At 72.1% G+C, this 25,614-nt stretch carries 19 protein-coding genes; 4 read left to right on the top strand and 15 right to left on the bottom strand.

The window, feature by feature from the left end; all coding sequences use genetic code 11:
* Positions 1–20: 20 nt before the first annotated feature.
* Entirely contained in the window at positions 21–713 is a 693-nt protein-coding gene (locus DDJ31_RS28160; protein WP_127177584.1) for a response regulator, read from the top strand.
* 117 nt (positions 714–830) lie between these two features.
* Here DDJ31_RS28160 and DDJ31_RS28155 read toward each other — a convergent pair whose 3' ends face one another.
* The 6 genes from DDJ31_RS28155 to DDJ31_RS28130 all read right to left on the bottom strand — a co-directional run bounded on the left by DDJ31_RS28155 (position 831) and on the right by DDJ31_RS28130 (position 8,012).
* On the bottom strand, positions 831–2,423 hold the full coding sequence (locus DDJ31_RS28155; RefSeq protein WP_127177585.1) for a solute symporter family protein: 1,593 nt from the start codon (positions 2,421–2,423) through the stop codon (positions 831–833).
* On the bottom strand, positions 2,423–2,998 hold the full coding sequence (locus DDJ31_RS28150; RefSeq protein ID WP_127177586.1) for a DUF485 domain-containing protein: 576 nt from the start codon (positions 2,996–2,998) through the stop codon (positions 2,423–2,425). Before DDJ31_RS28150 ends, DDJ31_RS28155 begins: the two co-directional genes overlap by 1 nt.
* 69 nt (positions 2,999–3,067) lie before the next feature.
* Entirely contained in the window at positions 3,068–3,751 is a 684-nt protein-coding gene (locus DDJ31_RS28145) for a response regulator transcription factor (protein ID WP_127177587.1), read from the bottom strand.
* On the bottom strand, positions 3,748–4,896 hold the full coding sequence (locus DDJ31_RS28140; protein ID WP_127177588.1) for a sensor histidine kinase: 1,149 nt from the start codon (positions 4,894–4,896) through the stop codon (positions 3,748–3,750). The genes DDJ31_RS28145 and DDJ31_RS28140 overlap by 4 nt, the downstream gene beginning before the upstream one ends.
* The gene (locus DDJ31_RS28135) at positions 4,893–5,417 is read right to left on the bottom strand and encodes a CcdC protein domain-containing protein (protein ID WP_127177589.1); all 525 of its coding nucleotides are present in this window, start codon (positions 5,415–5,417) and stop codon (positions 4,893–4,895) included. The genes DDJ31_RS28140 and DDJ31_RS28135 overlap by 4 nt, the downstream gene beginning before the upstream one ends.
* Before the next feature lie 471 nt (positions 5,418–5,888).
* A complete protein-coding gene (locus DDJ31_RS28130) occupies positions 5,889–8,012 on the bottom strand; it encodes a DNA gyrase/topoisomerase IV subunit B (protein WP_127177590.1) in 2,124 nt (707 codons plus the stop codon).
* Positions 8,013–8,453: 441 nt separating this feature from the next.
* On the opposite strand from DDJ31_RS28130, the gene DDJ31_RS28125 reads away from it, so the two are divergent.
* Positions 8,454–8,687 (top strand): DUF7455 domain-containing protein, encoded by a 234-nt coding sequence (locus DDJ31_RS28125; RefSeq protein WP_127177591.1) that lies wholly within the window; start codon positions 8,454–8,456, stop codon positions 8,685–8,687.
* Positions 8,688–8,800: 113 nt separating this feature from the next.
* Here DDJ31_RS28125 and DDJ31_RS28120 read toward each other — a convergent pair whose 3' ends face one another.
* From DDJ31_RS28120 to DDJ31_RS28085, 7 genes are all read right to left on the bottom strand, one after another.
* Positions 8,801–9,664, bottom strand: a complete 864-nt coding sequence (locus DDJ31_RS28120) for a serine protease (RefSeq protein ID WP_127177592.1) — start codon at positions 9,662–9,664, stop codon at positions 8,801–8,803.
* A gap of 133 nt (positions 9,665–9,797) precedes the next feature.
* On the bottom strand, positions 9,798–11,336 hold the full coding sequence (locus tag DDJ31_RS39355) for an RNA polymerase sigma factor (protein WP_127177593.1): 1,539 nt from the start codon (positions 11,334–11,336) through the stop codon (positions 9,798–9,800).
* 418 nt (positions 11,337–11,754) lie between these two features.
* The gene (locus DDJ31_RS28105) at positions 11,755–12,642 is read right to left on the bottom strand and encodes a FadR/GntR family transcriptional regulator (protein WP_171480912.1); all 888 of its coding nucleotides are present in this window, start codon (positions 12,640–12,642) and stop codon (positions 11,755–11,757) included.
* Between the two features lie 162 nt (positions 12,643–12,804).
* The gene (locus DDJ31_RS28100) at positions 12,805–14,739 is read right to left on the bottom strand and encodes an ATP-binding cassette domain-containing protein (protein WP_127177594.1); all 1,935 of its coding nucleotides are present in this window, start codon (positions 14,737–14,739) and stop codon (positions 12,805–12,807) included.
* Between the two features lie 139 nt (positions 14,740–14,878).
* Positions 14,879–15,637, bottom strand: a complete 759-nt coding sequence (locus DDJ31_RS28095; RefSeq protein WP_127177595.1) for an NUDIX hydrolase — start codon at positions 15,635–15,637, stop codon at positions 14,879–14,881.
* Between the two features lie 140 nt (positions 15,638–15,777).
* Positions 15,778–18,105 carry a glycogen debranching N-terminal domain-containing protein gene (locus DDJ31_RS28090; protein ID WP_276319302.1) on the bottom strand — a complete coding sequence of 776 codons (2,328 nt, stop codon included), beginning with the start codon at positions 18,103–18,105 and terminating at the stop codon, positions 15,778–15,780.
* 399 nt (positions 18,106–18,504) lie between these two features.
* On the bottom strand, positions 18,505–20,154 hold the full coding sequence (locus DDJ31_RS28085; RefSeq protein ID WP_127177596.1) for a DUF4192 domain-containing protein: 1,650 nt from the start codon (positions 20,152–20,154) through the stop codon (positions 18,505–18,507).
* Positions 20,155–20,396: 242 nt separating this feature from the next.
* On the opposite strand from DDJ31_RS28085, the gene DDJ31_RS28080 reads away from it, so the two are divergent.
* Complete coding sequence (locus DDJ31_RS28080) at positions 20,397–22,562, top strand: RecQ family ATP-dependent DNA helicase (protein WP_127177597.1); 2,166 nt, start codon at positions 20,397–20,399, stop codon at positions 22,560–22,562.
* A gap of 455 nt (positions 22,563–23,017) precedes the next feature.
* Entirely contained in the window at positions 23,018–23,641 is a 624-nt protein-coding gene (locus DDJ31_RS28075; protein WP_127177598.1) for a hypothetical protein, read from the top strand.
* A 390-nt stretch (positions 23,642–24,031) separates the two neighbouring features.
* On the opposite strand, the gene DDJ31_RS28070 is transcribed toward DDJ31_RS28075, so the two are convergent.
* A complete protein-coding gene (locus tag DDJ31_RS28070) occupies positions 24,032–24,646 on the bottom strand; it encodes a hypothetical protein (RefSeq protein ID WP_127177599.1) in 615 nt (204 codons plus the stop codon).
* A 68-nt stretch (positions 24,647–24,714) separates the two neighbouring features.
* Entirely contained in the window at positions 24,715–25,416 is a 702-nt protein-coding gene (locus tag DDJ31_RS28065) for a ribonuclease HII (protein ID WP_127177600.1), read from the bottom strand.
* Between the last annotated feature and the right edge of the window lie 198 nt (positions 25,417–25,614).

Genomic DNA, 25,614 nt, shown 5'->3' with positions numbered 1-25,614 from the left:
CCTTGAGAGAAAGAGGCCCGATGATTGACGTCCTGGTCGTGGACGACGATTTCCGCGTCGCCGAGATCAACGCGAGGTACGTGGGAAAGGTTCCCGGTTTCCGGGTCGCCGCCCGCGCGCACAGTGCTGCCCAGGCACTGGCCAGCGTGCAACGGGGAACGATCGACCTCGTCCTCCTCGACCACTATCTGCCGGACAGGACGGGCCTCGAACTCGTCCACGACATGCGGGAACAGGGGCACGGCACCGACGTCATCATGATCACGGCGGCCGACGACGTGACGACCGTCCAGGCCGCGATGCGGCTGGGCGCGCTGCACTATCTGGTCAAGCCGTTCACGTTCGCCGCGCTGCGCACCCGTCTCGACTCGTACGCGGCCCTGCGCCGCACCGTCGAACGGGTCGGCGGCCGGGGTGTCGCGGGCCAGGAGCAGGTGGACCGCATCTTCGGCGCGCTGCGCACCACGCAGGCGCCGTCCTCACCTGGCCTGCCCAGTGGGCACTCGGAGCCGACGACGGACTTGATCTGCCGCGTCCTGCACCATGCCCCGCATCCGCTCTCGGCCCACGAGGTCGCAGCGGAGACCGGCCTGAGCCGTTCCACCGCCCAGCGCTATCTGCGCCACCTGGAACAGGCCGGCCGGCTGCGCCTGTCGCTCAAGTACGGCGACACGGGCCGCCCGGAGCACCTGTACGCGTGGGTGGCCCCGTAGACCCACGGAAGCCACCCACACCGTTCGGAACGAGGTGCCCGGCGCCCGGCACGCCGGCCGACGTCGATCACCCGACGTCGACGTCGACGCGCACCGGACGCGCCGGTCACTCCACTGTCAGACGGCGCCGGCCCCCGTCAGCGAACGCACCTCGGTCTCGGCGTGCTTGGCCTCGTCGGGGGCGTCGGCGGAGGTGACGGTGCCGAGCCAGCCCGCGAGGAAGCCCAGCGGAATCGAGACGAGGCCGGGGTTCTGGAGCGGGAAGTACTGGAAGTCGGCGCCGGGGAACAGCGATTCGGGGCTGCCCGAGACCACCGGCGACAGCACCACGAGCAGCAGCGCGGGAACGAGCCCGCCGTATACGGACCACACCGCGCCCCGGGTGGTGAAGCCGCGCCAGAACAGCGAGTAGAGCAGCACCGGCAGGTTCGCGGAGGCGGCGACCGCGAAGGCGAGGCCGACCAGGAAGGCGACGTTGAGATCCCGCGCGAGCAGCCCGAGGGCGATGGCGACCAGGCCGACACCGACCGCCGCGACCCGCGCGACGGCCACCTCGCTGCGCTGCTTGGCGTGAGAGCGCCGCAGTGACGCGTACAGGTCGTGCGCGACGGACGCCGAGGAGGCGAGCGTGATGCCGGCCACCACCGCCAGGATCGTCGCGAACGCCACGGCGGCGACGACCGCGAACAGCACGGTGCCGCCGGTGGAGTTGGCGCCGCCTCCGAGGTCGAGGGCGAGCAGCGGCACCGCGGTGTTGCCCGCCGCGTTGGACTCGCGCACCGCGTCAGGTCCCACGATCGCCGCCGCGCCGAAGCCGACCACGATCGACATCAGGTAGAAGCCGCCGATGAGCCCGATCGACCAGAGCACGGAACGACGCGCTGCCCGCGCCGTCGGCACGGTGTAGAAGCGCGACAGGATGTGCGGCAGACCCGCCGTGCCGAGCACCAGCGCGAGCCCGAGGCTGATGAAGTCGAGACGGGCCGTCCAGTCCCCGCCGTACTTCAGGCCGGGCACCAGGAAGGCGTCCCCGTGCCCGCTGCGCTCCGCCGCCGTGAACAGCAGCCGCCCGAAGTCGCCGTGGAACCGCACCAGGACGAGCGCGGTGAGCGCCACGGTGCCGCCGAGCAGCAGGACCGCCTTCACGATCTGGATCCAGGTGGTGGCCCGCATCCCTCCCAACGACACGTAGATCACCATGAGCGCCCCGACACCGACGACCGTCCAGTCCCGCGCGGCGCCGCTCGTGCCGCCGAGCAGCAACGCGACCAGACTGCCCGCGCCGACCATCTGCGCCACCAGGTAGAGGACGGACACGGTGACCGAGGACGTTCCCGCCGCGATCCGCACCGGCCGCTCGCTCATCCGGGCCGCGACGACGTCGGCGAGGGTGAACCGCCCGCAGTTGCGCACCAGTTCCGCCACGAGGAACAGCACGACCAGCCACGCCACCAGGAAGCCGACCGCGTACAGCAGGCCGTCGTACCCGAAGAGCGCGATGAGCCCGGAGATCCCCAGGAACGACGCGGCGGACACGTAGTCGCCCGCGATGGCAAAACCGTTCTCCATGGGCGAGAAGAGACGCCCGCCCGCGTAGAACTCCTCGGCCGAGCCGTGCCGTTTGCGACTCACCCAGGTCGTGATACCGAGAGTGACGGCGACGAAAGCGCTGAACAGGGCGAGTGCCAGCGTCTGGTGATGACCGGTCATCAGGCACCGCCCCGCAGGCCGCGCGTCATTTCCTGTGTGTCCCACCGCAGTTCGAGCGCGGCCCGGTCCCGGCGCAGCCGCGCGTGCCGGGCGTAGGCCCAGGCGAGCACGAAGGTGCTGAGGAACTGCCCGAGGCCCGCGACCATCGCCACGTTCACCGAACCGACCACGCGCACCGCCATCAGACCGGGCGCCGCCGTCGCCGTCACCACGTACGCCACGTACCAGGAGAAGAAGATCGCGCAGGCCGGCACCACGAACCTCCGGTACCTGCTGCGGACTTCACGGAAGGCCGCGCTGCGCTGGACTTCCAGGTAGATGTCGGCCGTGGCGGCGGCCTGCTCGGCGGCCGTCGGGCGGGGTGGCACGACCTCGGGTGTGGGCAGCGGCGCGGGACCGCCGGTTCCGGCCAACTCGCCCCAGCCGGAGGCGAGTGCGTCGTACCAGGGGTCGTCGTACCCGGCTCCTTCGGATGGTTCGATGGGGCTGCGCTGGCGGCCCACCTGCTGCTGGGCCTGACTCGCCGAACTCTCGGCGCTCCCGCCTCCGCGGGAGCGACCGTTACTTGACTGCATACCCAAGGATGGACAGAACGGGAAGATCCCCGACACATCTTCCCGGGCCTCTTCACCCCATCAGGTGACTCAATTCACTGGTGGGCGGGCGAGTCGTTTCGCGTACGCGTAACGCACCGCCTGCGCACGGTCCTTGAGCCCCGTCTTCGCGAACAGGTTGTTGATGTGGGTCTTCACCGTCGCGGTGGAGACGTGCAGTTGGCGGGCGATCTCCTGGTTGCTGAGGCCCTCGGCGATCAGCACCAGCACCTCGATCTCGCGCGTGGTCAGCCCGTCGGGCGGCTCGGCCACCACCGTCACCGTGGGCGGTTCCGGCTCCGACAGCCGCTCCAGCAGCCGGAGTTGGATGCTCGGCGACAGACCGGCCTCCCCGGAGAGCACGCTGCGCACCGCCCGCACGATCTCATCCCCGCCCGCGTCCTTGGTGAGATATCCGCGTGCTCCCGCGCGCAGCGCCGAGAACAGCGAGTCGTCGTCCCCGAACGTGGTCAGCACCACGACCTGCGTCCCCGGGTACTCCGCGCGGATGCGCCTGGTCGCCTCGACCCCGTCGCAGCGGGGCATGCGCAGGTCCATCAGCACGACGTCCGGGGCCAGTTCGGCGACCAGCCGGACGGCCTCGATGCCGTCGCCCGCGGCGCCCACGACCTCGATGCCGGGCAGCAGCCCCAGCAGCATCACGATGCCCTCGCGGACGATGGTCTGGTCGTCGGCGACCACCACCCGGGCCGACTTCTCCGCGGCTTCCGTCACGCGGGCACCTTCAGCGTCACCACGAACCCCTCCTCACCCGGGCCGGCCTCCAGCGAACCGCCCAGCAACTCGGCACGCTCCCGCATGCCCAGCAGACCGTACCCGGCGCCGGCCACCGCCAGTTCGCCCGGCGGCCCTCCGGAGTCCCGCACGTCGAGCGTGACTTGCTGCTCGCCGTAGTCGAGCCGCAGCCGCACCTTGGCCCCCGGCGCGTGCTTGCGGACGTTGGTCAGCGCCTCCTGGGCGACCCTGCGAACGGCCTGCGACGCCTCGGCCGTCAGGGGTCTGCGTTCCCCCGTGACGGCGACCTCGGCCGCCGCCGTACCGACCAACTGCGTCAAAAACTCCTCCAGCGGGGTCAGCTCACCGCGGAGCGCGGAGAGCGCCTGCCGGGTCTCCTCCAGACCGTCCCTCGCCATGCCGCGCGCCGCCACCACCCGGTCGAGGACCTGCTCCCGGCCGGCGCCCCGCTCGATCAGCAGCCTGGCCGCCTCCAGGTGCACGAGCTGCGCCGAGAGGCTGTGGGCCAGGACGTCGTGGATCTCGCGGGCGATCCTGGCCCGCTCCGCGAGCGCCGCCGACTCCGCCTCCGCCGCCCGCGCCGCCCGCTCCTGGGCGAGCAGCCGCTGCGCCCCGCCCCTGGCCTCGGCGTCCAGGCGCAGCGTGTACCCGCCGAGGGCGAGCGCCACTCCGGTGATGACGGTGGTCAACGGGCTGTCGTTGTTGACGGCGCCGTACAGACCGAGCCCCACCGCGACGACCGGCAGACCGGCGACGAGCGGCAGCCGTTCCAGTGCGATGACGACGCAGCCGCACCAGACGGCCAGGGCCAGCAGCCGGAATCCGGAGCTGTGGGCAGGGATGGCGACGGCCTCGAGCAGCAGTACGGCCGCCAGGGACGGCCACAGGCGGTGCTGGAGCGTGGTCCGGAAGAACGACCAGCCGGTCGCCGCCGCCAGGAGGACCACGCCGACGCCGATGAGGGCGTCCCAGCCGTGGGCACGGCTGCTGCTGAAGACGCCTCCCAGCAGCACGCCGAGGACAAGGAGCCGCACGACCCAGGCGAGCAGGCGCCTGGGCGGGGTGACTCCCGCCCGTCCCAGCGCCTCAGGTGAGGGCCAGCGCGTCCACGCGTTCCGCGTCACACACGCTCCTTCCGGGCAGGGCGGGCCATGCGGTCACCGTACGCCGGGCCGGCACCGGTCGCCGTGGTGAGGGACTGGGACCGCCAGTACAGGATTCCGGAGCGGACCAGGAGGGTCGCGGCGAGGGCGACGAGCAGGGCCGAGCTGTGCTGGTGCACGCCGAGGGCCGAGCCGAGGGCGTAGAGGCCGACGCGCACGGCGATGCCGACGGTCCAGACGGCCACGCTCGTCTTCGTGCTCTTGCTCCAGACCGTGCCGTCGGGCTCGGTCCATATGCGGGTGGTCCAGGCCCAGCCCGCTCCGATAGCGAGGCCCACCAGCAGTTCCACGGCGAGGAGGGTCACGGAGGTCGTGGGGTGGTGGCTGTCGACGAGACCCGGTTCGCGCAGCGCCACGAAACCGAGGATCACGGGCAGGAGCCACCAGCGCCGCCCGGTGCCGATCGGCTGCGCGCGGAACTGCCGCACAATCACCAGAACGACGACGGCCGCTATCACGAGCGCGTTGACAAGCCCGGACATCAGAGCCTCCGTGAGCGAGAGGGAGTGGTGTCGGCGGCGGGTGCTGCCGACACCACAGACGCTACGGAGCCGCGCGGGCCGGGAGATCGGCGCTGGGGTGGATCGTGGGTGGATCCCACGCCTCGGTGATCTCCACCCGCGGGTGGAGATCACCGGGTCGGATCAGCCGCGGGTGCGGACGGACGACGGCTTTGACCAGGCGAGATCGCGGGACGGGAGCGAGGAACGGGGGGAGACGGGAGTGGGGCGGGACTCGGCGTCCCGCCCCACTCCTGACCACTGCTCCCGGGCTCCCCGGGCCCTTCCAGACCGTCGGACGGCCCGGCCTCCAGGACCGCTTCCGCATCAGGCCGAGTACCACTCAGGCCGGGCACCCAGCACTCGGCACCCAGCGCTCGGCATTCGACCCCTCGCCCCTCGGCGACATCCTCGACCAAGGTCAAGGACCGATCACCAAGGGTCGCACCGCGCCTACGCGTCGATGCGCGACCGGTCCAGCGTCGCCGCCGAGCTGGAGATGAACTCCTTGCGCGGCGCGACGTCGTTGCCCATCAGCAGGTCGAACACCTGCTCGGCGGAGTCCAGGTCGGCGAGGTTGATCCGGCGCAGCGTGCGGTGCCGCGGGTCCATGGTGGTCTCCGCCAGCTGGTCGGCGTCCATCTCGCCGAGACCCTTGTAGCGCTGGATGGAGTCCTTGTACCGGACGTTCTTCCGCTGGAACTCGAGGAGCTTGTCGCGCAGCTCGCGGTCCGAGTACGTGTAGACGTACTTGTCCTGGCCCTTCTTCGGCTGGACCAGCTCCACCCGGTGAAGCGGCGGGACCGCCGCGAACACCCGGCCCGCCTCCACCATGGGCCGCATGTAGCGGTGGAACAGCGTCAGCAGCAGGGTGCGGATGTGGGAGCCGTCGACATCGGCGTCGGTCATCATGATGATCTTGCCGTAGCGGGCCGCGTCGATGTCGAACGTACGCCCGGAGCCGGCTCCTATGACCTGGATGATCGCGCCGCACTCGGCGTTCTTCAGCATGTCGGTCACGGACGACTTCTGGACGTTCAGGATCTTGCCGCGGATCGGCAGCAGAGCCTGGAACTCGGAGTTGCGGGCGAGCTTGGCGGTGCCGAGCGCGGAGTCGCCCTCGACGATGAACAGCTCGCTGCGGTCCACGTCGTCGCTGCGGCAGTCCGCGAGCTTCGCGGGCAGCGACGAGGACTCCAGGGCGGTCTTCCTGCGCTGGGCGTCCTTGTGCTGCCTGGCCGCGATCCGGGTACGGGCGGCGGCGACCGCCTTCTCCATGACGACCCGGGCCTGTGCGGCGGCGTCCCGCTTGGTGGACGTCAGGAACGCCTTGAACTCCTTGGAGATCACGGTGTTCACGATCCGGCGGGCCGCCGATGTGCCAAGCACCTCCTTGGTCTGGCCCTCGAACTGGGGTTCGGCGAGCCGGACGGTGACGACGGCGGTGAGGCCCTCGAGAGCGTCGTCCTTGACGACGTCGTCCTCGGCGACCCGCAGCAGCTTCTTGGCGCGCAGCACCTCGTTCATCGTCTTGGCGATGGCCTGCTCGAAGCCGGCGACATGGGTGCCGCCCTTGGGTGTCGCGATGATGTTGACGAACGACCTGAGGGTCGTGTCGTAGCCGGTGCCCCAGCGCATCGCGACGTCCACGCCGAGTTCGCGGGTCACCTCGGTGGGGGTCATCTGGCCGTGGTCGTCGAGAACGGGGACGGTCTCCTTGAAGGTGCCCTGCCCGGAGAAGCGGAGCACGTCGCAGACCGGCTTGTCGGTGGCCAGGTACTCGCAGAACTCGCTGATGCCGCCGTCGAAGCGGAACGACTCCTCACCCTTGCTGCCGCCCTCGCCGAGCCCGAGTTCGTCGCGGACGACGATGGTGAGGCCGGGCACCAGGAAGGCGGTCTGGCGGGCGCGCTGGTGCAGCGTGTCCAGGGAGAGCTTGGCGTCCTTGAGGAAGATCTGGCGGTCGGCCCAGTAGCGCACCCGGGTGCCGGTGCGCGTCTTGGTGATCTTCTTGACCTTGCGCAGCCCGCTCGTGGCATCGAACTTTCCGTCCGGGCCGTCGGTGACGAAGGCGCCGGGCACGCCGCGCCGGAAGCTGATGGCGTGGGTGTGTCCGCTGCGGTCCACCTCCACGTCGAGCCGGGCGGACAGGGCGTTCACCACGGAGGCGCCGACGCCGTGGAGGCCGCCGGAGGCGGCGTAGGAGCCGCCGCCGAACTTGCCGCCCGCGTGCAGCTTGGTCATGACGACCTCGACGCCGGACAGTCCGGTCTTGGGCTCGACGTCGACGGGGATGCCCCGGCCGTTGTCCCGCACCTCGACCGAGCCGTCGTCGTGGAGGATCACGTCGATGTGGTCGCAGTAGCCGCCGAGGGCCTCGTCCACGGCGTTGTCGATGATCTCCCACAGGCAGTGCATCAGACCGCGACTGTCGGTCGACCCGATGTACATACCCGGTCGCTTGCGTACGGCCTCTAGTCCTTCGAGGACGAGAAGGTGCCGCGCGGTGTAGTTGGAACCGTCCCGGTCTGCTCCTGCCAGCAGCGCAGTGGACGGCACGGACGTGTCGGCGGTCACGCGGTTCGCTCCTCGCTGAATTTCAGGTGGGGCCCTTCTGGGTAAGGGCGCGGCTTGGATCGCCGCCAAGAGGGTACCGAGGCCTGGTAGAGCCGTTGTAACGCCACCCTCGTCCCGTCAAGAGACTAGTCCAGCGTCGCATACCTGTTCGATCCCTCGTTGGGGTGAAGTACATATCACGTTCCCTTCGGGGCATGAACCATTTAGGCTCCGGGCACGTCCTCATCAACAAACCGGCAAGCCGGCCGGGAGGACGGACGAAGACAGACAGCACCACCCCGTAAGACACATGGACACGCAACACGGCACATTCGCCGCCACCGGCAGCAGTCAGCCGGCCTCGAAAGATTTTTTCGAGGAAAAGCCCCGAGCGGGAACGTTTGGGGGCTGGTTGGATGTTGACCCTGGTACGACAGCTCGTCGAGCTAGAGAAGAGGCGACGTGACTACTGTTCTGACCCCCGCGAGCCCGCTGACCGCGGCAGACCGCTGCGACCGCTGCGGCGCCCAGGCATACCTGCGCGTCGTCTTGCTCAGCGGTGGCGAACTGCTCTTCTGCGCCCACCACGGTCGCAAGTTCGAGCCGGAACTCAAGAAGATCGCCGCTGAGATACAGGACGAATCGGAACGCCTGACGACCGTTCCGTCCTCCTCCTCCGCAGAAGAAGAGCGCTGACACTCGCATCCACGACGAGCCAGCACCGGCCCAGGCCGGCGACACGGGCGGCGCGGCCCCTGCTTTCAGGGACCGCGCCGCCCGCGCTCGTTCCGGATGCCTCTCAGACGCCGTCAGCGGCCCCCAGAGGCTCTCGCGGCGCCTGCCGCACGCGTCTGCGTCTCCACCGCTTCCACGGCGACGGAGACGCGCGTGTAGACGCCTGGGCTGCCGGCGCGGCCGCAGCCGCTCCCCCAGGACACCAGGCCGATCAGCTTGCCGTCGGCGACCAGCGGCCCACCGCTGTCCCCCTGGCAGGCGTCCCGGCCCCCTGACGCCTCCCCGGCACAGACCATGCTGTCGGGCCGGTAGGTACCGTCGGCGCTGCCCGGGTACGCCGTGCGGCAGCGGTCGTCGGGCAGCACGTGCACGTGCGCGGCGTGCAGGGTGCGCGCGTAGTCGCCGCCCCCGCTGACATCGCCCCACCCGGTGACCTGGGCCCTGGTCCCGGGCTCGTACGCGGCGTCGCCGGACGCCGCCATCCCGATGACGGCGTTCTGCGGGACCGGCTCGGCGAGGGTGAGCACGGCGAAGTCCCCGGCGTTGCTCTCGCTGTCGTAGCCGGGATTCACCCGGACGTCGCGCACCGGGATCTCCTGTCCCTGATCGGAGACCAGGTCGGTACGCCCCGTGATGACCTTGAGGTCCTTCACCTTGTTCGGGGGCGCCCCCAGGACGTCGTCACCCATGCAGTGGGCCGCGGTGAGCACCGTCGTACGGCCCACCACCACTCCCCCGCAGAACTGTCCCGCTCGCGTACCCCCGAATCGGTCACGGCTGGAGAGGGCGACCGTCCACGGGGCTTGCGAGACGTCGATCGCGAACCCGCCGACCACCACGTCGGCGGAGACGGGGGCGGCCGAAAGCAACGGTATGGCGGTCACCGCGGCCACCAGGGCCAGCGGCCGGGCCAGGGCCCGGACAGACGGACGGCGCATGCACGCTCCTCACTCTGGGGTGGTCATGAGACACCCAGAGTGGTCCAGTCCGCCGCGCCGCGCACCCTCGCCGGGCGCGCGAAGGCCCGGCTCCCCACGGGGAACCGGGCCTTGCGCGGCCTGTCGGGACGGGTCAGTCGAGGTAGTCGCGCAGAACCTGCGAACGCGACGGGTGCCGCAGCTTCGACATCGTCTTCGACTCGATCTGACGAATCCGCTCCCGGGTGACTCCGTACACCTTGCCGATCTCGTCGAGGGTCTTCGGCTGACCGTCGGTGAGACCGAAACGCATCGAGACGACGCCCGCCTCGCGCTCGGAGAGGGTGTCGAGGACCGAGTGCAGCTGCTCCTGGAGCAGCGTGAAGCTGACCGCGTCGGCCGGGACGACCGCCTCGGAGTCCTCGATGAGGTCACCGAACTCACTGTCGCCGTCTTCACCCAGCGGGGTGTGCAGGGAGATCGGCTCGCGGCCGTACTTCTGGACCTCGATGACCTTCTCGGGGGTCATGTCGAGTTCCTTGGCCAGCTCCTCCGGGGTGGGCTCACGGCCCAGGTCCTGGAGCATCTGGCGCTGCACGCGCGCGAGCTTGTTGATGACCTCGACCATGTGCACCGGGATACGGATGGTGCGGGCCTGGTCGGCCATCGCGCGCGTGATGGCCTGCCGGATCCACCAGGTTGCGTACGTGGAGAACTTGTAGCCCTTGGTGTAGTCGAACTTCTCCACCGCGCGGATCAGACCGAGGTTGCCCTCCTGGATGAGGTCCAGGAAGAGCATGCCGCGACCGGTGTAACGCTTGGCCAGGGAGACCACCAGACGGAGGTTGGCCTCCAGCAGGTGGTTCTTGGCGCGGCGGCCGTCCTCGGCGATGATCTCCAGCTCGCGCTTGAGCTTCGGCGCGAGCTTGTCGGCGTTGGAGAGCTTGTCCTCGGCGAAGAGACCCGCCTCGATGCGTTTGGCGAGTTCGACCTCCTGCTCCGCGTTGAGCAGGGGGACCTTGCCGATCTGCTTGAGGTAGTCCTTGACCGGGTCGGCGGTGGCGCCCGCGGCGGCGACCTGCTGGGCCGGCGCGTCGTCCTCGTCCTCGTCGGAGAGCACGAAGCCCGCGCTCTCGGTGCCCTCGGGTTCGTCACCGGTCTTGGGGGTCTCCTCGAGCACCTCCTCCTCGATGACCTCGGCGTCGTCCTTCTTGGCGCTGGTCTTCTTCGCCGCGGTCTTCTTGGCGGCGGTCTTCTTCGCGGGCGCCGCGGTCTTCTTGGCGGCCGCCTTCTTGGCGACGGCCTTCCTGGCGGACGCGTCGCCCTCGTCCGAGGCGTCGGCGGCGGACGCCCCCGGGGTGGCGGTGGCGGTGGCCTTCTTGGTGGTCACCGTCTTGGCCGCGACCGTCTTGGTGGCGGTGCGCTTGGCCGGACTCTTCGCTGCGACGCTCTTTCGGGTGCGCTTGGGCTCCGCGGCACTGACCATCAGCGTCACACCCTCTTCCTCGAGGATCTGGTTGAGGCTGCGCAGTACGTTCTTCCACTGAGTGGCCGGAATCTGGTCAGCTTCGAAGGCCCGACGCACATCGTCGCCGGCGATCTGCCCCTCAGCCTTTCCCCGCTCAATCAGAGCCATGACAGAGACGGACTCGGCGATCTCCGGCGGGAGCGTACGGGATGTGCTGGCCGACACGAACAACCTCTCGGAACGTTGGATAACGGCTTCCGGCCCCGTCCACGCGGACAGGAGCCGACCACCGGCTTGGGGATGGGCCGACGGTGCGGGCGGGTGCCGGGAGGATGCACAGCGCCGAAACCGGCGTCCGTATTCCCTCCTCGGCGGTCACCTCTTAGGTCATCGCGCAGGTTCGACGAGTGTTACGCCCAATCTGCGTGGCCCGAGTCACACCCCGTAAGCGCGCAAAAACGGTCAGATACGGGCAGAGGAGGTCGTGCGGTGCCGTGCCTGGGGCATCCCGGACGGTTCTACCGCCTCATGGCGGCGTCGGACCCCGCAGAACCCGAGGAGGGCCTGCGGGATCCGACGGGACACGCGGCACCGTCCGCGCGGCGCCGCAGGACGACTTCGAGCGCGCCGCCCACGGTGCGGGTCAGTGCTCGCGCGGGGCGGGCACCACGCGCTCCACCTCGGGGTGAACGGTGAGCAGTTGGCGCATGGCGACCTCGGCCGCGCAGCCGTCGGCCGCGGCGAGCGCGTCGACGATCCTGCCGTGGTGCCCGAGGGACACCTCGTTCGGGCGGTCGCAGCCGGTGACCGGGCTTCCGGAGACCTGGAGGGCGGCCGAGACGATCCCGGAGAGGTGCTCCAGCATCCGGTTGCCCGCGAGCTGGATGAGCAGCGCGTGGAACTCGGCGTCCGCGCGGGAGAAGGTCAGGGCGTCACCCTGGCCCATCGCGTGTCCCATGATCTCGACCATGTCGCCGAGCCGCTGCTGGACGTCCTCACGGCCGTGCCCGGCGGCCAGGCGCGCGGCCAGCGGTTCGATGGTCCAGCGCAGCTCGCCCAGCTCACGGCGCTGGTCGTCGCGCTGCGGCCCGAACGCGCGCCACTCGATGATGTCGGGGTCGAGGAGGTTCCAGTCGCTGACGGGACGCACGCGCGTGCCGACGTTCGGGCGGGCGCTGACCAGGCCCTTGGCCTCAAGGACGCGGAGCGACTCGCGGACGACGGTGCGGGACACCTCGAAGCGCTGGCCGATCTCCTCGGGCACCAGCGGGCGGTCGGCGCCCAGGTCGCCCGAGACGATCATCTGGCCGAGCTGTTGGACGAGTTGGCCGTGCAGCCCGCGTCCGCGGCTGCCTGAGGCCCGCCTGCCGACGCGGCCGAGATCGGATTCCGTGCCCTCCCAGGAGGGGATTCCGACCCGGTCGGGGCCAGGGGTGTCGGCGTAGGGGTAGCGGTCGAGTTCGCCCGGACCGACCAGACCTGAGTCTGCGGAGCGGGCGGCGGTCATCATGGTGTGCGCAAGGGTACTCACGGATCATTTGTCGGCGCTGCTCCCAACTCCCTTGAGGTCTTTGGTGAAAAGCACACGAAAGGGTGATCGCTCACCCCGTCGCAATTGACGACTTATCGGACAGAAATGGGCTTTCCCAGGGGAGTTGCGCGCAAGCGGGGCTCCCGCGGGTCCGGACCCACCTCAGCGGACCCTGGCGCGCAGGGTCGTGAACAGGTATGCGCACAGCAGCACCGTCACCGACAACGCCAGCGCGCTGCCGACGGGTTGGGCGAGGACCCGGGCGACGGCGACGAGGTACCGCTCCCCGCCGAACGGCCACTGCATCAGGAGCACCTCACGCACCCGCAGCGGGAAGCCCGCCGCGGTCCGCGCCGACGGCCCCTCAAGGGCCTTGTGCACGAGCGGAACGACGATCACCGGTACGGCGACCACGGCCGCGAGCCCGGCGGTGGTGGACCGGAAGATGCCGGCGGCCAGCACACCGGCCCAGGCGCACCCGATGACGAGCCCGAGCCAACTCGCGCTCGACGAGAACCAGTCGGCGGGAACTTGGGTGAGCTCCCGTCCGTAGACGAGGTAGAGCAGTTCGGCGTCGCAGCCGACGGTGAGGAAGGCCAGCGCCACGGCGGTGGCGGCGGTGACGACCAGTTTGGCGACGAGCAGCCCGAGCCGGCGGGGCACGGTGCCGCGGTCCGCCGCCAGCGCGGGGTGGCGGAACTCGTCGCCGAAGGCCAGGGCCCCGATCAGCCCCGCTCCGAGCGCCGCGGGCGGCAGGGGCACCTGCTGCGGCCAGGCGGCCAGCAGCCGGGCCTGCGGGGTGTGCCCGATCCTGGCCAGCAGCACGGCGGTGACGGCGGACACGACGAGCACGGCGGCCGCGATGAGGAACCCGGTGCTGATCCCGGCGGCCCGGCGGATCTCGTAGCGCAGGGGGCGGAGCGGACTGGGCGCGGACCGCACGGAGATGGGAGGCGGGAGGGACGGCAGGGCGTCGAGGGTGCGCGGGGCGCGGGAGGCGCTGACGGCGGTCCGCGCGGCCGGGGCGGACTCGGGGCGGGCGGCGGCGGTTCCGTCCGTGGACGGCGCCTCACGGTCCGCGACGGGCCGCTCGGGCGAGCCGTCCGGGGCGGAACGCTCCTGCTCCGTGCCCGTCCCGCGGGCGTCCACGGCCCCTCGCGACGGCTCCGTCCCGGGCGTCCCTTCAGGGGTCTCGGCGTCGTCGGGCTCCGCTCCTGCGCCGGGTCCCATGTCGCCGATCTCGTCGGCGAGTTGGTGGACGAGGATGCCGTGCCGGAACGCGGTCTCGCCGACGTCGGCGCAGGTGCCGCCGTACACGGAGAGCCGGTTGCCGCCCTCCCTGACCACCTCGACGGAGCGGTGCGTGGCGCGCGCCTCCTTGGCGAGCAGGGCGGCGAGCCGGGCCGCGTGCGGGCTGCGGACGGCGACGCGCGGGCGCAGCCGGGTGCGGGCGAAGTCGGCGGCCGGCTGATCGGCGACGACTCTGCCCTGGTCGAGGGAGACGACCCGGTCGGCGCTGCGTGCCACCTCCTTGGGGTCGGCCGCGGTGATCAGGACCGTGCCGCCCTGGGCCGCGTGGGCGCGCAGCATGCCGTGCAGCCAGCGGGTCTCGCGGGCGGAGAGGCCGTCGGCGGGCTCGTCGAGGACGAGGGTGTGCGGGTCGGACAGCAGGACGCAGGCCAGACCGAGGCGGCGGTCCATGCCCCGGGAGAGGGTGCCGAGCCTTTCGTCGCGCAGGCTGACCAGGCCGACGACCTCCAGGACCTCGTCGGCGCGGCGCACCGCGACACCGGCGGCGGCGCACAGCATCCGCAGATGTCCACGGACCGTGCGGGCGGGGTGGCCCGGCACCCCGCCCAGGAGCACGCCGACCTCGCGGGAGGGGTGGGAGATGCGGTGCAGGGGGCGGCCTCTGAAGTAGGTGATGCCGCGGCCCTGTTGGAGTTCGAGCATGAGTCTGAGCGCTGTGGTCTTCCCCGCGCCCGCGCTTCCGAGGAGGGCGGTGACCTGCCCCGCGCGCGCCTCGAAGGAGATGTCGTCGACGGCGGGCGGAAGGTCCTTGCGGGGGTTGCTGGTCAGTCCGAAGGCCTGGATCACCCGCAGCAAGATAGCGCGCTATGTCGGTATTTTCGGTCACGCGAGGCCCGCTCCGCGCACGGTGATCGGCGTGGACGCCACCGTGTTCGGACGGCATTCGCTTCCGGGCTCGGTACGCGCCGCGGCCCGAGCCGGTCGATCACACTTCGGGGCGCAGCATCGGCGGGTTGAGGAGCGTGGCGCCGCCGGCCCGGAAGAGTTGGGCGGGGCGACCGCCCTGCCGGGTGGTGGTGCCGCCGGTCGGGACGAGGAAGCCCGGCGTGCCGGTCACCTTGCGGTGGAAGTTGCGCGGGTCGAGCGCGACGGCCCACACCGCTTCGTAGACGCGGCGCAGCTCACCGACCGTGAACTCGGTGGGGCAGAACGCCGTGGCGAGCGACGAGTACTCGATCTTGGAGCGGGCGCGTTCCACGCCGTCGGACAGGATCCGCGTGTGGTCGAAGGCGAGGGGCGCGGCGGCTTCGCCGTCACGGCCGTATCCGTCCTGCTGGAGGAGTTCCTCGACCGGCGCCCAGCGGGCGTTGCTGGCGTCGCCTCCGGCCCGGGGTGCGGGCAGGTCGGGGGCGAGTGCCAGGTGGGCGACGCTCACCACGCGCATCCGGGGGTCCCGCTCGGGATCGCCGTAGGTCGCCAGCTGTTCGAGATGCGCGCCGTTGTCCCGGGCGGGGACGGCGGGGTCGTGCGCGTGCAGTCCGGTCTCCTCGGCCAGTTCGCGCGCCGCGGCCTGCGCCAGATCCTCGTCGGCCCGTACGAAGCCGCCGGGCAGTGCCCAGCGCCCCTTGAAGGGTGACTCCCCCCTGCGCACCGCCAGCGCGCACAGAGCGTGACGGCGCACGGTCAGCACGACCAGATCCACGGTGACGGCGAACGGCGGGAAAGCTGACGGGTCGTAGGGCATGCGACGATCTTAGTCGTCTGCCTGACGATAAACACTCCCTTCGTCGGCCCTTCGATGGCTGATCCACTTCGGTCCGGTGTGAGCCTCGCACTTCGGCACGGGCAGGCCCGTGGCCTCGGTCCTGCCCCTGTCGTCCCTGTTCACATCCCCAGTTGGAGCCCTTCGGCCGCTTCCTCGACCATGGCGAGGCCGAGTCTGCTGACCCGTACCGAGAACGGGGCGCCGGCGACGCGCAGGCCCGTCAGGACGATCTCGCCGAGGGGCGCGCTGTGCCAGGGGCGGAGCGTGACCGTCCCGGCCGGGGCGTCCGGTCGGATTCCGGCGAGGGTGGTGGTCAGCAGCACGCCGGCCGCGGCGGCCGTGGCGGCGGGACGGCAGGCCGCGGGGTGCGGGAGGGGCGCGCTGCCCTCGCCGCGCTGTTCGCCCGCGTACATCTCGGGGAGCCGGTGGCCGAAGGCGGCGGAGGCGGCCAGTGTGCCGCGCAGCAGGGAGGACGCCTCCTTCTCGTAGCCGGCTGCCGCCAGCCCGGCGGCCGCGACCGCCGTCTCGTGCACTCGCACGGCACCGCCCCGGTGGCCGAAGGGGTTGTGTCCTGGCTCCTTCGTGCCGAGTCCTCGCAGTCCCCAGCCGGAGTCCATGGCCGGGCCGCCCAGCAGCCTCGCGAGCTGCTCGGTCTGCACCCGGTCCAGCAGGCCCGGCGCTCGTAGGCCGCCTCCCAGCAGCCCGGTGTCCAGGAGGTGGGCGGCGCTCCCGGCCAACTGCGGCACCGTCGTTCCGTCGGGCATCCGGGCCGCCGCGGGTCGCCCTCCGCTCGGGTCGTCGATCCAGAACTCCGCCTGGAAGGCCCGCCGTAGCTCCCGGGCCCACTGCCGCAGCTCGGCCGCGCCCGGTCTGTCGTAGGTCTCCAGGAGTTCGGCGCCCAGCAGCGCGGCGCGGTGGGCGTGTGCCTGGGTCTCGCAGCGGACGGGCCCGCCCGGCTGCGGGTCGCACAGATAGGTGCGGTCGTCGACGGTCGCCAGGAGCCAGGAAAGACAGCGCTCGGCGGCCGGCAGCAGTTCCGCCGTCTCCCGCTCGGGCAGACCCCACCGGTACGCCTCCGCGAGGAGCGTGGGGAAGAGCAGGGTGGCCTCCGTCCCGGTGCAGCCCGGTGGCAGGCGGGTGCCCGCGTCGCGCCTCGGCCCGGGGATCATGCCGGACCTGTCCTCCGGGCCGCCGAGTTGGGCGCGCACGAGAGCGCGCAGCGTCCCGGCGGCGAGCCTGGTGCCGAGGGGCAGGGTCATCCGGGCCGCGGTGAGCGCCTCGGCCGGGGCCAGGCCGCAGCGCCAGGGCGCCCCCGCCGCGAGCCAGCTGTCCGCGGGGTGTGCGGGGTCCCGCAGCAGCAGTGCCTGGAGATCCTCGATGCTGGTCCGCAGCAGCTGCTGGATACCGGGGTCGTCGCCGGACACCTGGGCTGTCGCGAAGGGGCTGGTGGCCGGGCGGGCGACGGTACGGAGGGGCGGTGTCGCCTCGGACCTCGCCCGTAGTTCGAGGGTGCGGCTGGCGCCCGCGGGCAGCTCGATCTCCCAGCGCAGCAGCCCTGCGGAGGCCAGCATGTCCGAGGGCGGTGGGTCCGTCGTGACGGTCACGGCCCCGGTGGCACCGGACCAGCGCAGCCCGGAGTCGTGCACGTCGGCGGGCAGTTCGGGCCCCTGGGTGCCCGCCGCGATCGCGCCCAGGTCGGCCAGATCCGTGCCGAGCGCCACCTCGACCGGCAGCCGCAGCGGCCGTGGGGCCGCGCTGCGCAGGGTGATCCGCTCCGTCCCGTCCGCGTGCCGGACGCGTTCGACGATCACGTCCGGATCCGGGCCACCGTGCGGGGAGGTGCACAAGGTGCCGACGAAGCGGGCCCGGTCGGCGGCCGTCATCCGGGCCTGCACGGCGACCGGTTCGCGCCCCGCCACCCGGAGCCGGCACCGGGACAGCGTCCGCCGTCCCGCCCGGTAGAAGCCCTCCAGCCCCTGCCCGTTCAGTTGCCCCTGGTCCGTGGAGATCGCGAGGGCCGGAAGGGCGACGCAGATCAGGGCGGTGTGGGTGGCCGGCAGACCGACGGGCTGTAGCGGCGGCGGGACCGGACCGGCGGGTGCTGCGGCACGAGGTGGACGGGCGGTCGTGCGGGTTGGAGGCGTCGGCACCCGGGGTGCGGTGCCGTACGGGGTGCGGGGCACCGCCGAGGGCGGGACCGGAGGGGACAGCGGTGGCGGGGGCGGTGGCGGGAGCGGAGCTGATGGCGGTGGCGGTGGCGCGGGGGCCTGGCGTGCCGGGGGCATGGAGGGTCCGCTCGGCTCGGAGGCCGCCGGGCCGGTCTCTCGATGTGCGGCGGACCAGGCGGGATCCCAGTCGCCCACACGTCCGTAGGAGGGCGGTGATCCGTCGGTGCGGGGGCCGGTGCCGGGGGCGTCGTCGGCGGAGGGCGAAGTCGGCTGATGCATGAGGGGGCTTCTTCTGCGCTCTCTGCGCCTCGTGCGGTCGCGGCGCCGGGTGGAGGAGTCCGGTCGGACAAGGGCGGTGCGGTAGCGGAGCCCAGCCAGGAGTCCCGCCACCCACGTGAACGGAGCTCGCCTCCTCCGGGTCACGCCCCTGCCGGGACCACGAGGCCGAGCAGCGCGCACGGCGCGCACGGCTCCCGTCATTACTCGAACGCGCCGTGCGCGCGGGCAGACAGGAATCGGCGAGGTCACACAGGTTGCTCAAGCCGCCGGGACCGCCGGGACCTCTGTAGCCGCCGTAGCCGCCGTAGCCGCCGTAGCCGCCGGCAGAGAGTAAGACGTCGGCAGCGCGTAGGGCGTCGGCGCGATCAGACCGAGATGTCGTGCCCGTCGGGCTCAGGCTCACGTCCCCTCCTCCACCCCGTCGCCCGCCGGGAGGGCGTCGCCGCTGCGGTCGTCGCGGCGCTGTGCGGTGTCCTTGCGGGCGGGACGGGGGCGCGAACCGTCGGCTCGTTCGCTGCCGGGGTGTGTGCCCCCGGGCCCCGAGGTGGCGGGCGTGCGGGGGCGTGGGACGGTCGCGCCGCTCCCCCGTGCGTTCGTCCGCGCCGGACGGGACGTGCCGGTGCCGGTGCCGGTGCCGGTGCCGGTGCGGACCCTGCGTCGGCCGCGGGAGGGTTCCGGCGTCGGGGAGTCGCCGGTCGTCGTGTCCACGTGCGTCGAGTTCTCCTCGGGTCCCGGTTCCTGCCGGTCGCGGGGGCGTCGTGGCCCGGCGGCCGACGAACCCTGGTCGACCGGGCGCCGGCGGTCCCGCCGTTCCGTGCGGAGGCAGCGGCGGACGGACTCCGGGTCCAGACCCTCGTTGCAGGCCTGGTGCAGGAGGCGGGCGAAGAGGTACTCGGGGTCGACTCCGAGGGCCATGGCGAAGGCTTCGCGGGCTTCCAGTTCGTCGCCGGTGGACCAGGCGACCCATCCGGCGAGGGTCAGCGGCGCCGCCGCGTGCTCGTTGTAGGGGCCGACACAGCGGCGGGCCAGGGCTCGCCAGAGGCGAAGGGCGGGTCCTGCCTCGTCGCCCTCCATCCATTCGGCCGCGTGGTCGCGGGTGACGCGGTCCTGGAGGCCGAGGATCAGGGTGGCGGCCTCGTCGTAGCCGATCAGGTCGTCGTCGCGGAGGTCGGCCGGGAGCATCCCTGACACGGGTCGGGCGCCGGAGAGGCGGCGCATGAGGCGCTCGGCCAGCTCCAGGGTCTCGGTGGCCACGCGGACGCACTCGGTGTCGTCCAGGATCTTGGGGATCAGCGCCATGGCGGCCGTGTCCAGAGCGGTCTCCTGCTCCCGCGCGGCGGCCGTCTCCCAGGGCTGGAGCCGGGCCCGCAGCTCGCGCAGGGTGCCTCGCACCTGGAGTCCCGCGTAGGTCGCGGCGGCGGCCAGCACGGACGTGCCGGGCAGGCCCATCGGCGTGCCTTCGGGCGGGCAGCAGAGCGGCTCACCGCAGTTGTAGGACCAGAAGCGGCCGTCCGCGATGCAGAGTGCCTCGGCGACCGACACCCTCAGATCGCCGCAGGCCTCGTGCAGCTCGGCGGCGAGGGGTGCCAGTCGTCGCATGACCTCCTGCGCGGTCTCCCCTGGTGCGGGTTCCTGGCACAGGTAGATGACCATCTGCCTCGGTCGGGCTCCCCGGCGCTCGCCCCCCGTCACCAGTCCTCGGACCAGTTCGCGGGCGGCGCACTTCCAGTCGGCTCGCGTCGGCGGAATACCGAGCCGGGCCCGGCCGCCGAACCTGCCGCCGGTGTCGTCGCCGTCCAGGGCGAGCAGGACGATGCTGTCCTCGGGGCGGTAGCCGAGAAGGTAGGGCAGGGCGTCGGCCAGTTCCGCGGGGGTGCGCAGGGTGACCCCGTGCGCGGTCCCCCGCCCGACGTAGGCGGTCGGCTCGGGGTGCCTGCCGGGTCGGGCCGAGCCCCCATGGCCGCCCTGTCCGGCGCGGGGGCCGTGCGCCTCGCGTCCGATCGCCTTGCCGTTCTCGGAGGATCCAGTGGTTTCGCCGTGATTCGTCATGCGCCGACCGTCTCGCGAACCGGGGAAATCCATTTCCGCTTGTGGATAAGTCGGATCAGGGACACGACAACCCGCGATCGACGCACTCACCTGACCTGCACAGATACCCGTTTCGCAGGTCCGCCGTTAGTCATACCGCGCTGCCGGCCCCGCGAGTCCGGCACCGCTAACCCCACCGGCCGGCCCCCGCCCCACGACCACCGCGGCCCGGATTGTCAGTCCCGTCCTGTTGGATGGAGGGCATGGAGCACACGAGCAGCACGGAACTCCGGGCGGCGGCCGACACCGTCCTCGCCCGCCTCGTCGGGGACGCGACCGGGACGGCCCGGCTGCGCGAGGACCAGTGGCGGGCGATCGAGGCGCTGGTCGCGCACGGCCGCCGGGCGCTCGTCGTGCAGCGCACCGGATGGGGCAAGTCCGCCGTCTACTTCGTGGCGACCTCGCTGCTGCGGGCGCGGGGCAGCGGGCCGACGGTGATCGTGTCCCCCCTCCTCGCGCTCATGCGCAACCAGGTCGAGGCCGCCGCGCGGGCCGGTATCCACGCGCGGACCATCAACTCCTCCAACATCGAGGAGTGGGGCACGGTCCAGGCCGAGATCGCGGCCGGTCAGGTGGACGTTCTCCTGGTCTCGCCCGAGCGGCTCAACAACCCCGACTTCCGCGACGAGGTGCTGCCCGCGCTCGCCGCGGCCACCGGGCTCCTCGTGGTGGACGAGGCGCACTGCATCTCCGACTGGGGACACGACTTCCGCCCCGACTACCGGCGGCTGCGCACCATGCTGGGCGACCTCCCGTCCGGCGTTCCGGTCCTCGCGACCACGGCGACCGCCAACGCGCGCGTGACGGCCGACGTGGCGGAACAGCTGGGCACCGGAGGCTCGTCCGACGCCCTGGTGCTGCGCGGTCCGCTGGACCGGGAGAGCCTGAGCCTCGGTGTGCTGCGCCTGCCCGACGCGGCGCACCGGATGGCCTGGCTCGCCGACCACCTCGACGAGTTGCCGGGCTCCGGGATCATCTACACGCTGACCGTGGCCGCCGCCGAGGAGGTCACCGCCTTCCTGCGGCACCGGGGGCACACCGTCGCCTCGTACACGGGGAAGACGGAGAACGCCGATCGGCAGCAGGCCGAGGACGATCTGCTCGCCAACAAGGTGAAGGCGCTGGTCGCCACGTCCGCGCTCGGCATGGGCTTCGACAAGCCGGACCTCGGATTCGTGGTGCACCTCGGGTCGCCGTCGTCGCCGATCGCCTACTACCAGCAGGTGGGCCGTGCGGGGCGCGGTGTCGAGCACGCCGAAGTACTGCTGCTGCCCGGCCGGGAGGACGAGGCGATCTGGGAGTACTTCGCCTCGCTCGCCTTCCCCTCCGAGGAGCTGGTGCGGCGCACCCTGGACGTCCTCGCCCGCGCGGAGCGCCCCCTGTCGCTGCCCGCCCTGGAACCGCTGGTGGAGCTGCGGCGCTCCCGCCTTGAGTCGATGCTGAAGGTTCTCGACGTCGACGGCGCGGTCAAGCGGGTCAAGGGCGGCTGGATCTCCACCGGGCAGCCGTGGGCCTACGACGCCGAGCGGTACGCCTGGGTGGCGCGCCAGCGCGGGGCCGAGCAGCAGGCCATGCGCGACTACGCGTCGACGAGCGGCTGCCGGATGGAGTTCCTCCAGCGGCAGTTGGACGACGAGGGCGCCAAGCCCTGTGGCCGCTGCGACAACTGCGCGGGGGCCCGGTTCACCGTGGACATGTCTCCCGCCGCGCTGGACGCGGCGCGTGTCGACCTCGGCCGGGCCGGTGTCGAGGTGGAGCCGCGCCGCATGTGGCCGACCGGGCTGCCCGCGGTCGGCGTGGACCTCAAGGGCCGGATCCCGGCGGGCGAGCAGGCCGCCGAGGGGCGCGCGCTGGGACGGCTCTCGGACATCGGCTGGGGCAACCGGCTGCGCCCCATGCTCGCGCCCACGGCCCCCGACGGCCCCCTGCCGGACGACGTGGCGCACGCCGTCGTCGGGGTCCTCGTCGACTGGGCCAAGGGGCCCGGTGGCTGGGCGTCGGGGGCGGCGGGCGCGCAGCAGCGGCCGGTGGGGGTCGTCACGGTCGCCTCACGCACGCGTCCTCAGCTGGTCGGTTCGCTGGGCGCGCGCATCGCGGAGGTCGGCAGGCTGCCGTTGCTGGGCTCCCTTGAGTACACGGGCGACACCACTCATGTCTCGCGCAGCAACAGCGCGCAGCGTCTCAAGGCGCTCGACGGGGCGTTGAGCGTGCCGCCCGCGCTGGCCTCCGCTCTCGCCGAAGCCCAGGGGCCGGTGCTGCTGGTGGACGACTTCACCGAGACGGGGTGGACGCTCGCGGTCGCGGCCAGGATGCTCCGCAGGGCCGGCGCGCAGGGGGTGCTGCCCCTCGTGCTGGCCGTACAGGGCTGAACGCACCGGCGAACCTGGCACGCGCCCACGCGCCCACCCGCACCCGCACCCGCACACCCACGCACCGTACGGATCGCCCGTCCCACCTGTCCCGTCCGCCCCCCGGGCCACTCACGCACCGTCCTCCCGTCGGCCGGAACCGACCTTTGCGCAAGCGCTCTCCGCGGTCCGCCCATGGCGCTCCGGACGACGGGCGTCCCAACGGTGTCCGAACGGGAGGTGAACGACCATCCCAGGCGTCGCACCAGGACACGTCGGGTAGGGATATAACCCGCGGACCCTCACATTTCGGTCGCCGACCCCAATTGCTCGTTGCCGCATCCAAGTTCGACAGGAAGAATTGAACTCCGCTCCCCGCACGGCTCGTCCGTGGTCCGGTAGGGCTCTGCTGCGGCGTGCGCTTCCCCCGAATCCGACCCCGCCCGCAGTGTGGGCGCGTAGCCGAAGGGAGGACCGTGACTTTCGGACTTGCTCCGTCCTCCGCGGCATCCATGTCGACGTCTGCCGCTTCATCCACCCCCTTGGCCCGGATGCTCGAGCCCGCGGAGTGGGCCGCCGCCGGAATCCCGCTGCTGCGCAACCCCCGTGAGGTCGTCAGCGGGCTCCATTCGCGGCACCGACCCGGTCCGGCGACCGCGATCGTGGCCGTACTGGATCAGGACGAACGGCTGCGCGCGAGCGCCTCGTTCACGCGCCGCCAGGTTCCGGCCGACGGCTGGATGTTCCGCAACGCGCTGCTCGCGCAGTTGCGCCGGGTCATCCCGCACGACCTGCGCCGCCGTACCCCGGTAAGGACCGCCGTGCTGGTCTACTGCCGTGACGGTGACGCGCGGTGGACCGAGGAGGACGGCGCGTGGATGTGGGGCCTGCGGGACGCCTGCACGCTGCACGGTCTGCGCTGCGGGGCGTACATCACTCTGACCCGGGACGGCTGGCAGGTCCTCGGCGAGGGGCGGGGCGGGCGTCGTCCGAACCTGGACTCGACGCCGGAGCCTTTCGAACTGTCCGAGTCGCCGCCCCCGTCGCCCCGCACGGGCGGCGCCGCCTCGGACGTCCTGCGCCGCGCGGCGGCCCGCTGAACGCACCGCCGATGTGCTGCGGCATCGACGCGCGGCGCCCCTGATCAGCACGGAGCGCGGGACACCCGAGAAAGCCCCGGCCGCACAGCAGCCCGGTCTCGACGCCGTCCCCTGGGACGCTGCCCCGATATCAGCACCAAGGGTTCGCCGCGCGGGATCCGGCGAACTCGCCCGCCGGGAATCCCGGCGTGGCAAGCTCGCCGACAGCGACAGCGACACCACCGTCCACAGCCACAGCCACAGCCACAGCCACAGCGGGAAACGGTTCCGTCTCCTTCGGGGAGCCTCCCGCGCATGCCCGCGAGCATGACGGGACGCCCACCGTGCTCGACGTCGCCGTGACAGCCGCCTCAGCCGCTCCGACGCCCTCGCGGGTCGACCGGAGAGGGCTCAGGCGCCCGCGTTCAGCACCGAGTTGATCCGCTGCGCGTCTCCGCAGACGATCAGCAAGGCGCCGGCCCGCGTACGGGCGAGCGGCAGGACGGTGGCGGCGACCGTGTCGGGACCGCCGTTGACGGCGACCACGACGACGGGGCGGGTGGCAGCGCGCTCGATGACGGCGGCGTCCGCGTAGAAGACGTCGTCGCCCGCGTCGTGCTGCGTCCAGTAGGAGGCTTCACCGAAGGACAGCTCGTGGGTGGCCCACGGGTGCTGTTCGCCGGTGGTGACGACCAGGACGTCGCCGGGGGCACGCCCGGACTCGAGCAGCAGGTCCACGGCCTCCTCGGCGGCGTCGAGCGCGCCGTCCGCCGAGGCCGGGATCAGCTGGATCTGCGGGGTGGCCGAAGCCGTGACGGAAGCGGCCGCCGGACCCGAGGGTCCGGGGGTGGCCGCCGTCGCGTCTCGCGACGTGCGCTGCACCGGCGGGGTGGGCCGGAGCGGACCAGGACGACCGGGACGCGGCGGAGCCGCGGGGCGGGGGCCGGGTACAGGGCGAGGGGTCGGCGCAGTGCGGGGACCCTGGGCACTCTCGTGAATCTGAGGCTCCTCGGGAATGAGAGGCATGAGCTGATATCTATCAAACGCTGGTGCGGATCGCGTCAGCGGGTGGCACATGAGTGCGAACGGAATCGTCAGAAATCGAAGCCGAGCTGGCCCTCGATCTCCGGAGCGCTTCCGTCCGCCCAGCTGCGGGCCTTCTTGAGGTGCCGCCACTGGGGCAGCGCATCAAGATACGCCCATGACAAGCGGTGGTACGGGGTGGGCCCCCGTTCCTCCAGTGCGGCCTTGTGCACGGGTGACGGATACCCGGCGTTGTCCGCAAAACCGAAGTCTGCATGGTCGACACCCAGTTCGGCCATCATTTTGTCGCGCTGAACCTTGGCGATCACCGAGGCCGCCGCGACGGCCACGCACGACTGGTCGCCCTTGATGACCGTGCGGACCTTCCAAGGCGCACCGAGGTAGTCGTGCTTCCCGTCGAGGATGACCGCGTCCGGACGGACCGGCAGCGCCTCCAGGGCTCGCACGGCCGCCAGACGCAGCGCCGCGGTCATACCCCGTTCGTCGATCTCCTCGGGGGAAGCGTGTCCGAGGGCGAACGACGTCACCCACTCGCGCAGTTGAAGGTTCAGCGCGTCGCGGCGCCTCACAGTCAGCAGCTTGGAGTCGGTGAGACCTTCGGGGGGTCGACGCAGTCCGGTGACCGCCGCGCAGACGGTGACGGGTCCGGCCCAAGCGCCGCGCCCCACCTCGTCGACACCGGCAATGATCTTCGCCCCGGTCGTGGCGCGCAGTGAGCGCTCGACGGTGTGGGTGGGTGGTTCGTACGGCATGGCGTCCTTAGCCTACGCCGCCTGGATCGCCCCGCGACACCCCGCCTCCCCGTCCGTCGTCATCGCCGTCGCGACGCGCGCCCGGCGGACGCCCGGTGGCAGCGGCGGAAGGGCGAACCGGCCGACCGTCTCCGCCGGTTCACGGCCCTTTCGTTCGCTTCCGCGCACCGTGGCGCGGTCCGTCCGGATGGCCGAAAG

It is taken from the genome of Streptomyces griseoviridis, from assembly GCF_005222485.1.
GTDB lineage: Bacteria > Actinomycetota > Actinomycetes > Streptomycetales > Streptomycetaceae > Streptomyces > Streptomyces hintoniae.
This window is presented reverse-complemented; position numbering and strand designations above follow the sequence as displayed.

What these genes read in the sequence shown, in the direction of transcription:
- DDJ31_RS28160 (WP_127177584.1), top strand. Translation starts at nt 21, where the DNA reads ATGATTGACGTCCTGGTCGTGGACGACGATTTCCGCGTCGCCGAGATC.
- DDJ31_RS28155 (WP_127177585.1), bottom strand. Translation starts at nt 2,423, where the DNA reads ATGACCGGTCATCACCAGACGCTGGCACTCGCCCTGTTCAGCGCTTTC.
- DDJ31_RS28150 (WP_127177586.1), bottom strand. Translation starts at nt 2,998, where the DNA reads ATGCAGTCAAGTAACGGTCGCTCCCGCGGAGGCGGGAGCGCCGAGAGT.
- DDJ31_RS28135 (WP_127177589.1), bottom strand. Translation starts at nt 5,417, where the DNA reads ATGTCCGGGCTTGTCAACGCGCTCGTGATAGCGGCCGTCGTCGTTCTG.
- DDJ31_RS28120 (WP_127177592.1), bottom strand. Translation starts at nt 9,664, where the DNA reads ATGCGCCGTCCGTCTGTCCGGGCCCTGGCCCGGCCGCTGGCCCTGGTG.
- DDJ31_RS28095 (WP_127177595.1), bottom strand. Translation starts at nt 15,637, where the DNA reads ATGCCCTACGACCCGTCAGCTTTCCCGCCGTTCGCCGTCACCGTGGAT.
- DDJ31_RS28090 (WP_276319302.1), bottom strand. Translation starts at nt 18,105, where the DNA reads ATGCATCAGCCGACTTCGCCCTCCGCCGACGACGCCCCCGGCACCGGC.
- DDJ31_RS28085 (WP_127177596.1), bottom strand. Translation starts at nt 20,154, where the DNA reads ATGACGAATCACGGCGAAACCACTGGATCCTCCGAGAACGGCAAGGCG.
- DDJ31_RS28080 (WP_127177597.1), top strand. Translation starts at nt 20,397, where the DNA reads ATGGAGCACACGAGCAGCACGGAACTCCGGGCGGCGGCCGACACCGTC.
- DDJ31_RS28070 (WP_127177599.1), bottom strand. Translation starts at nt 24,646, where the DNA reads ATGCCTCTCATTCCCGAGGAGCCTCAGATTCACGAGAGTGCCCAGGGT.
- DDJ31_RS28065 (WP_127177600.1), bottom strand. Translation starts at nt 25,416, where the DNA reads ATGCCGTACGAACCACCCACCCACACCGTCGAGCGCTCACTGCGCGCC.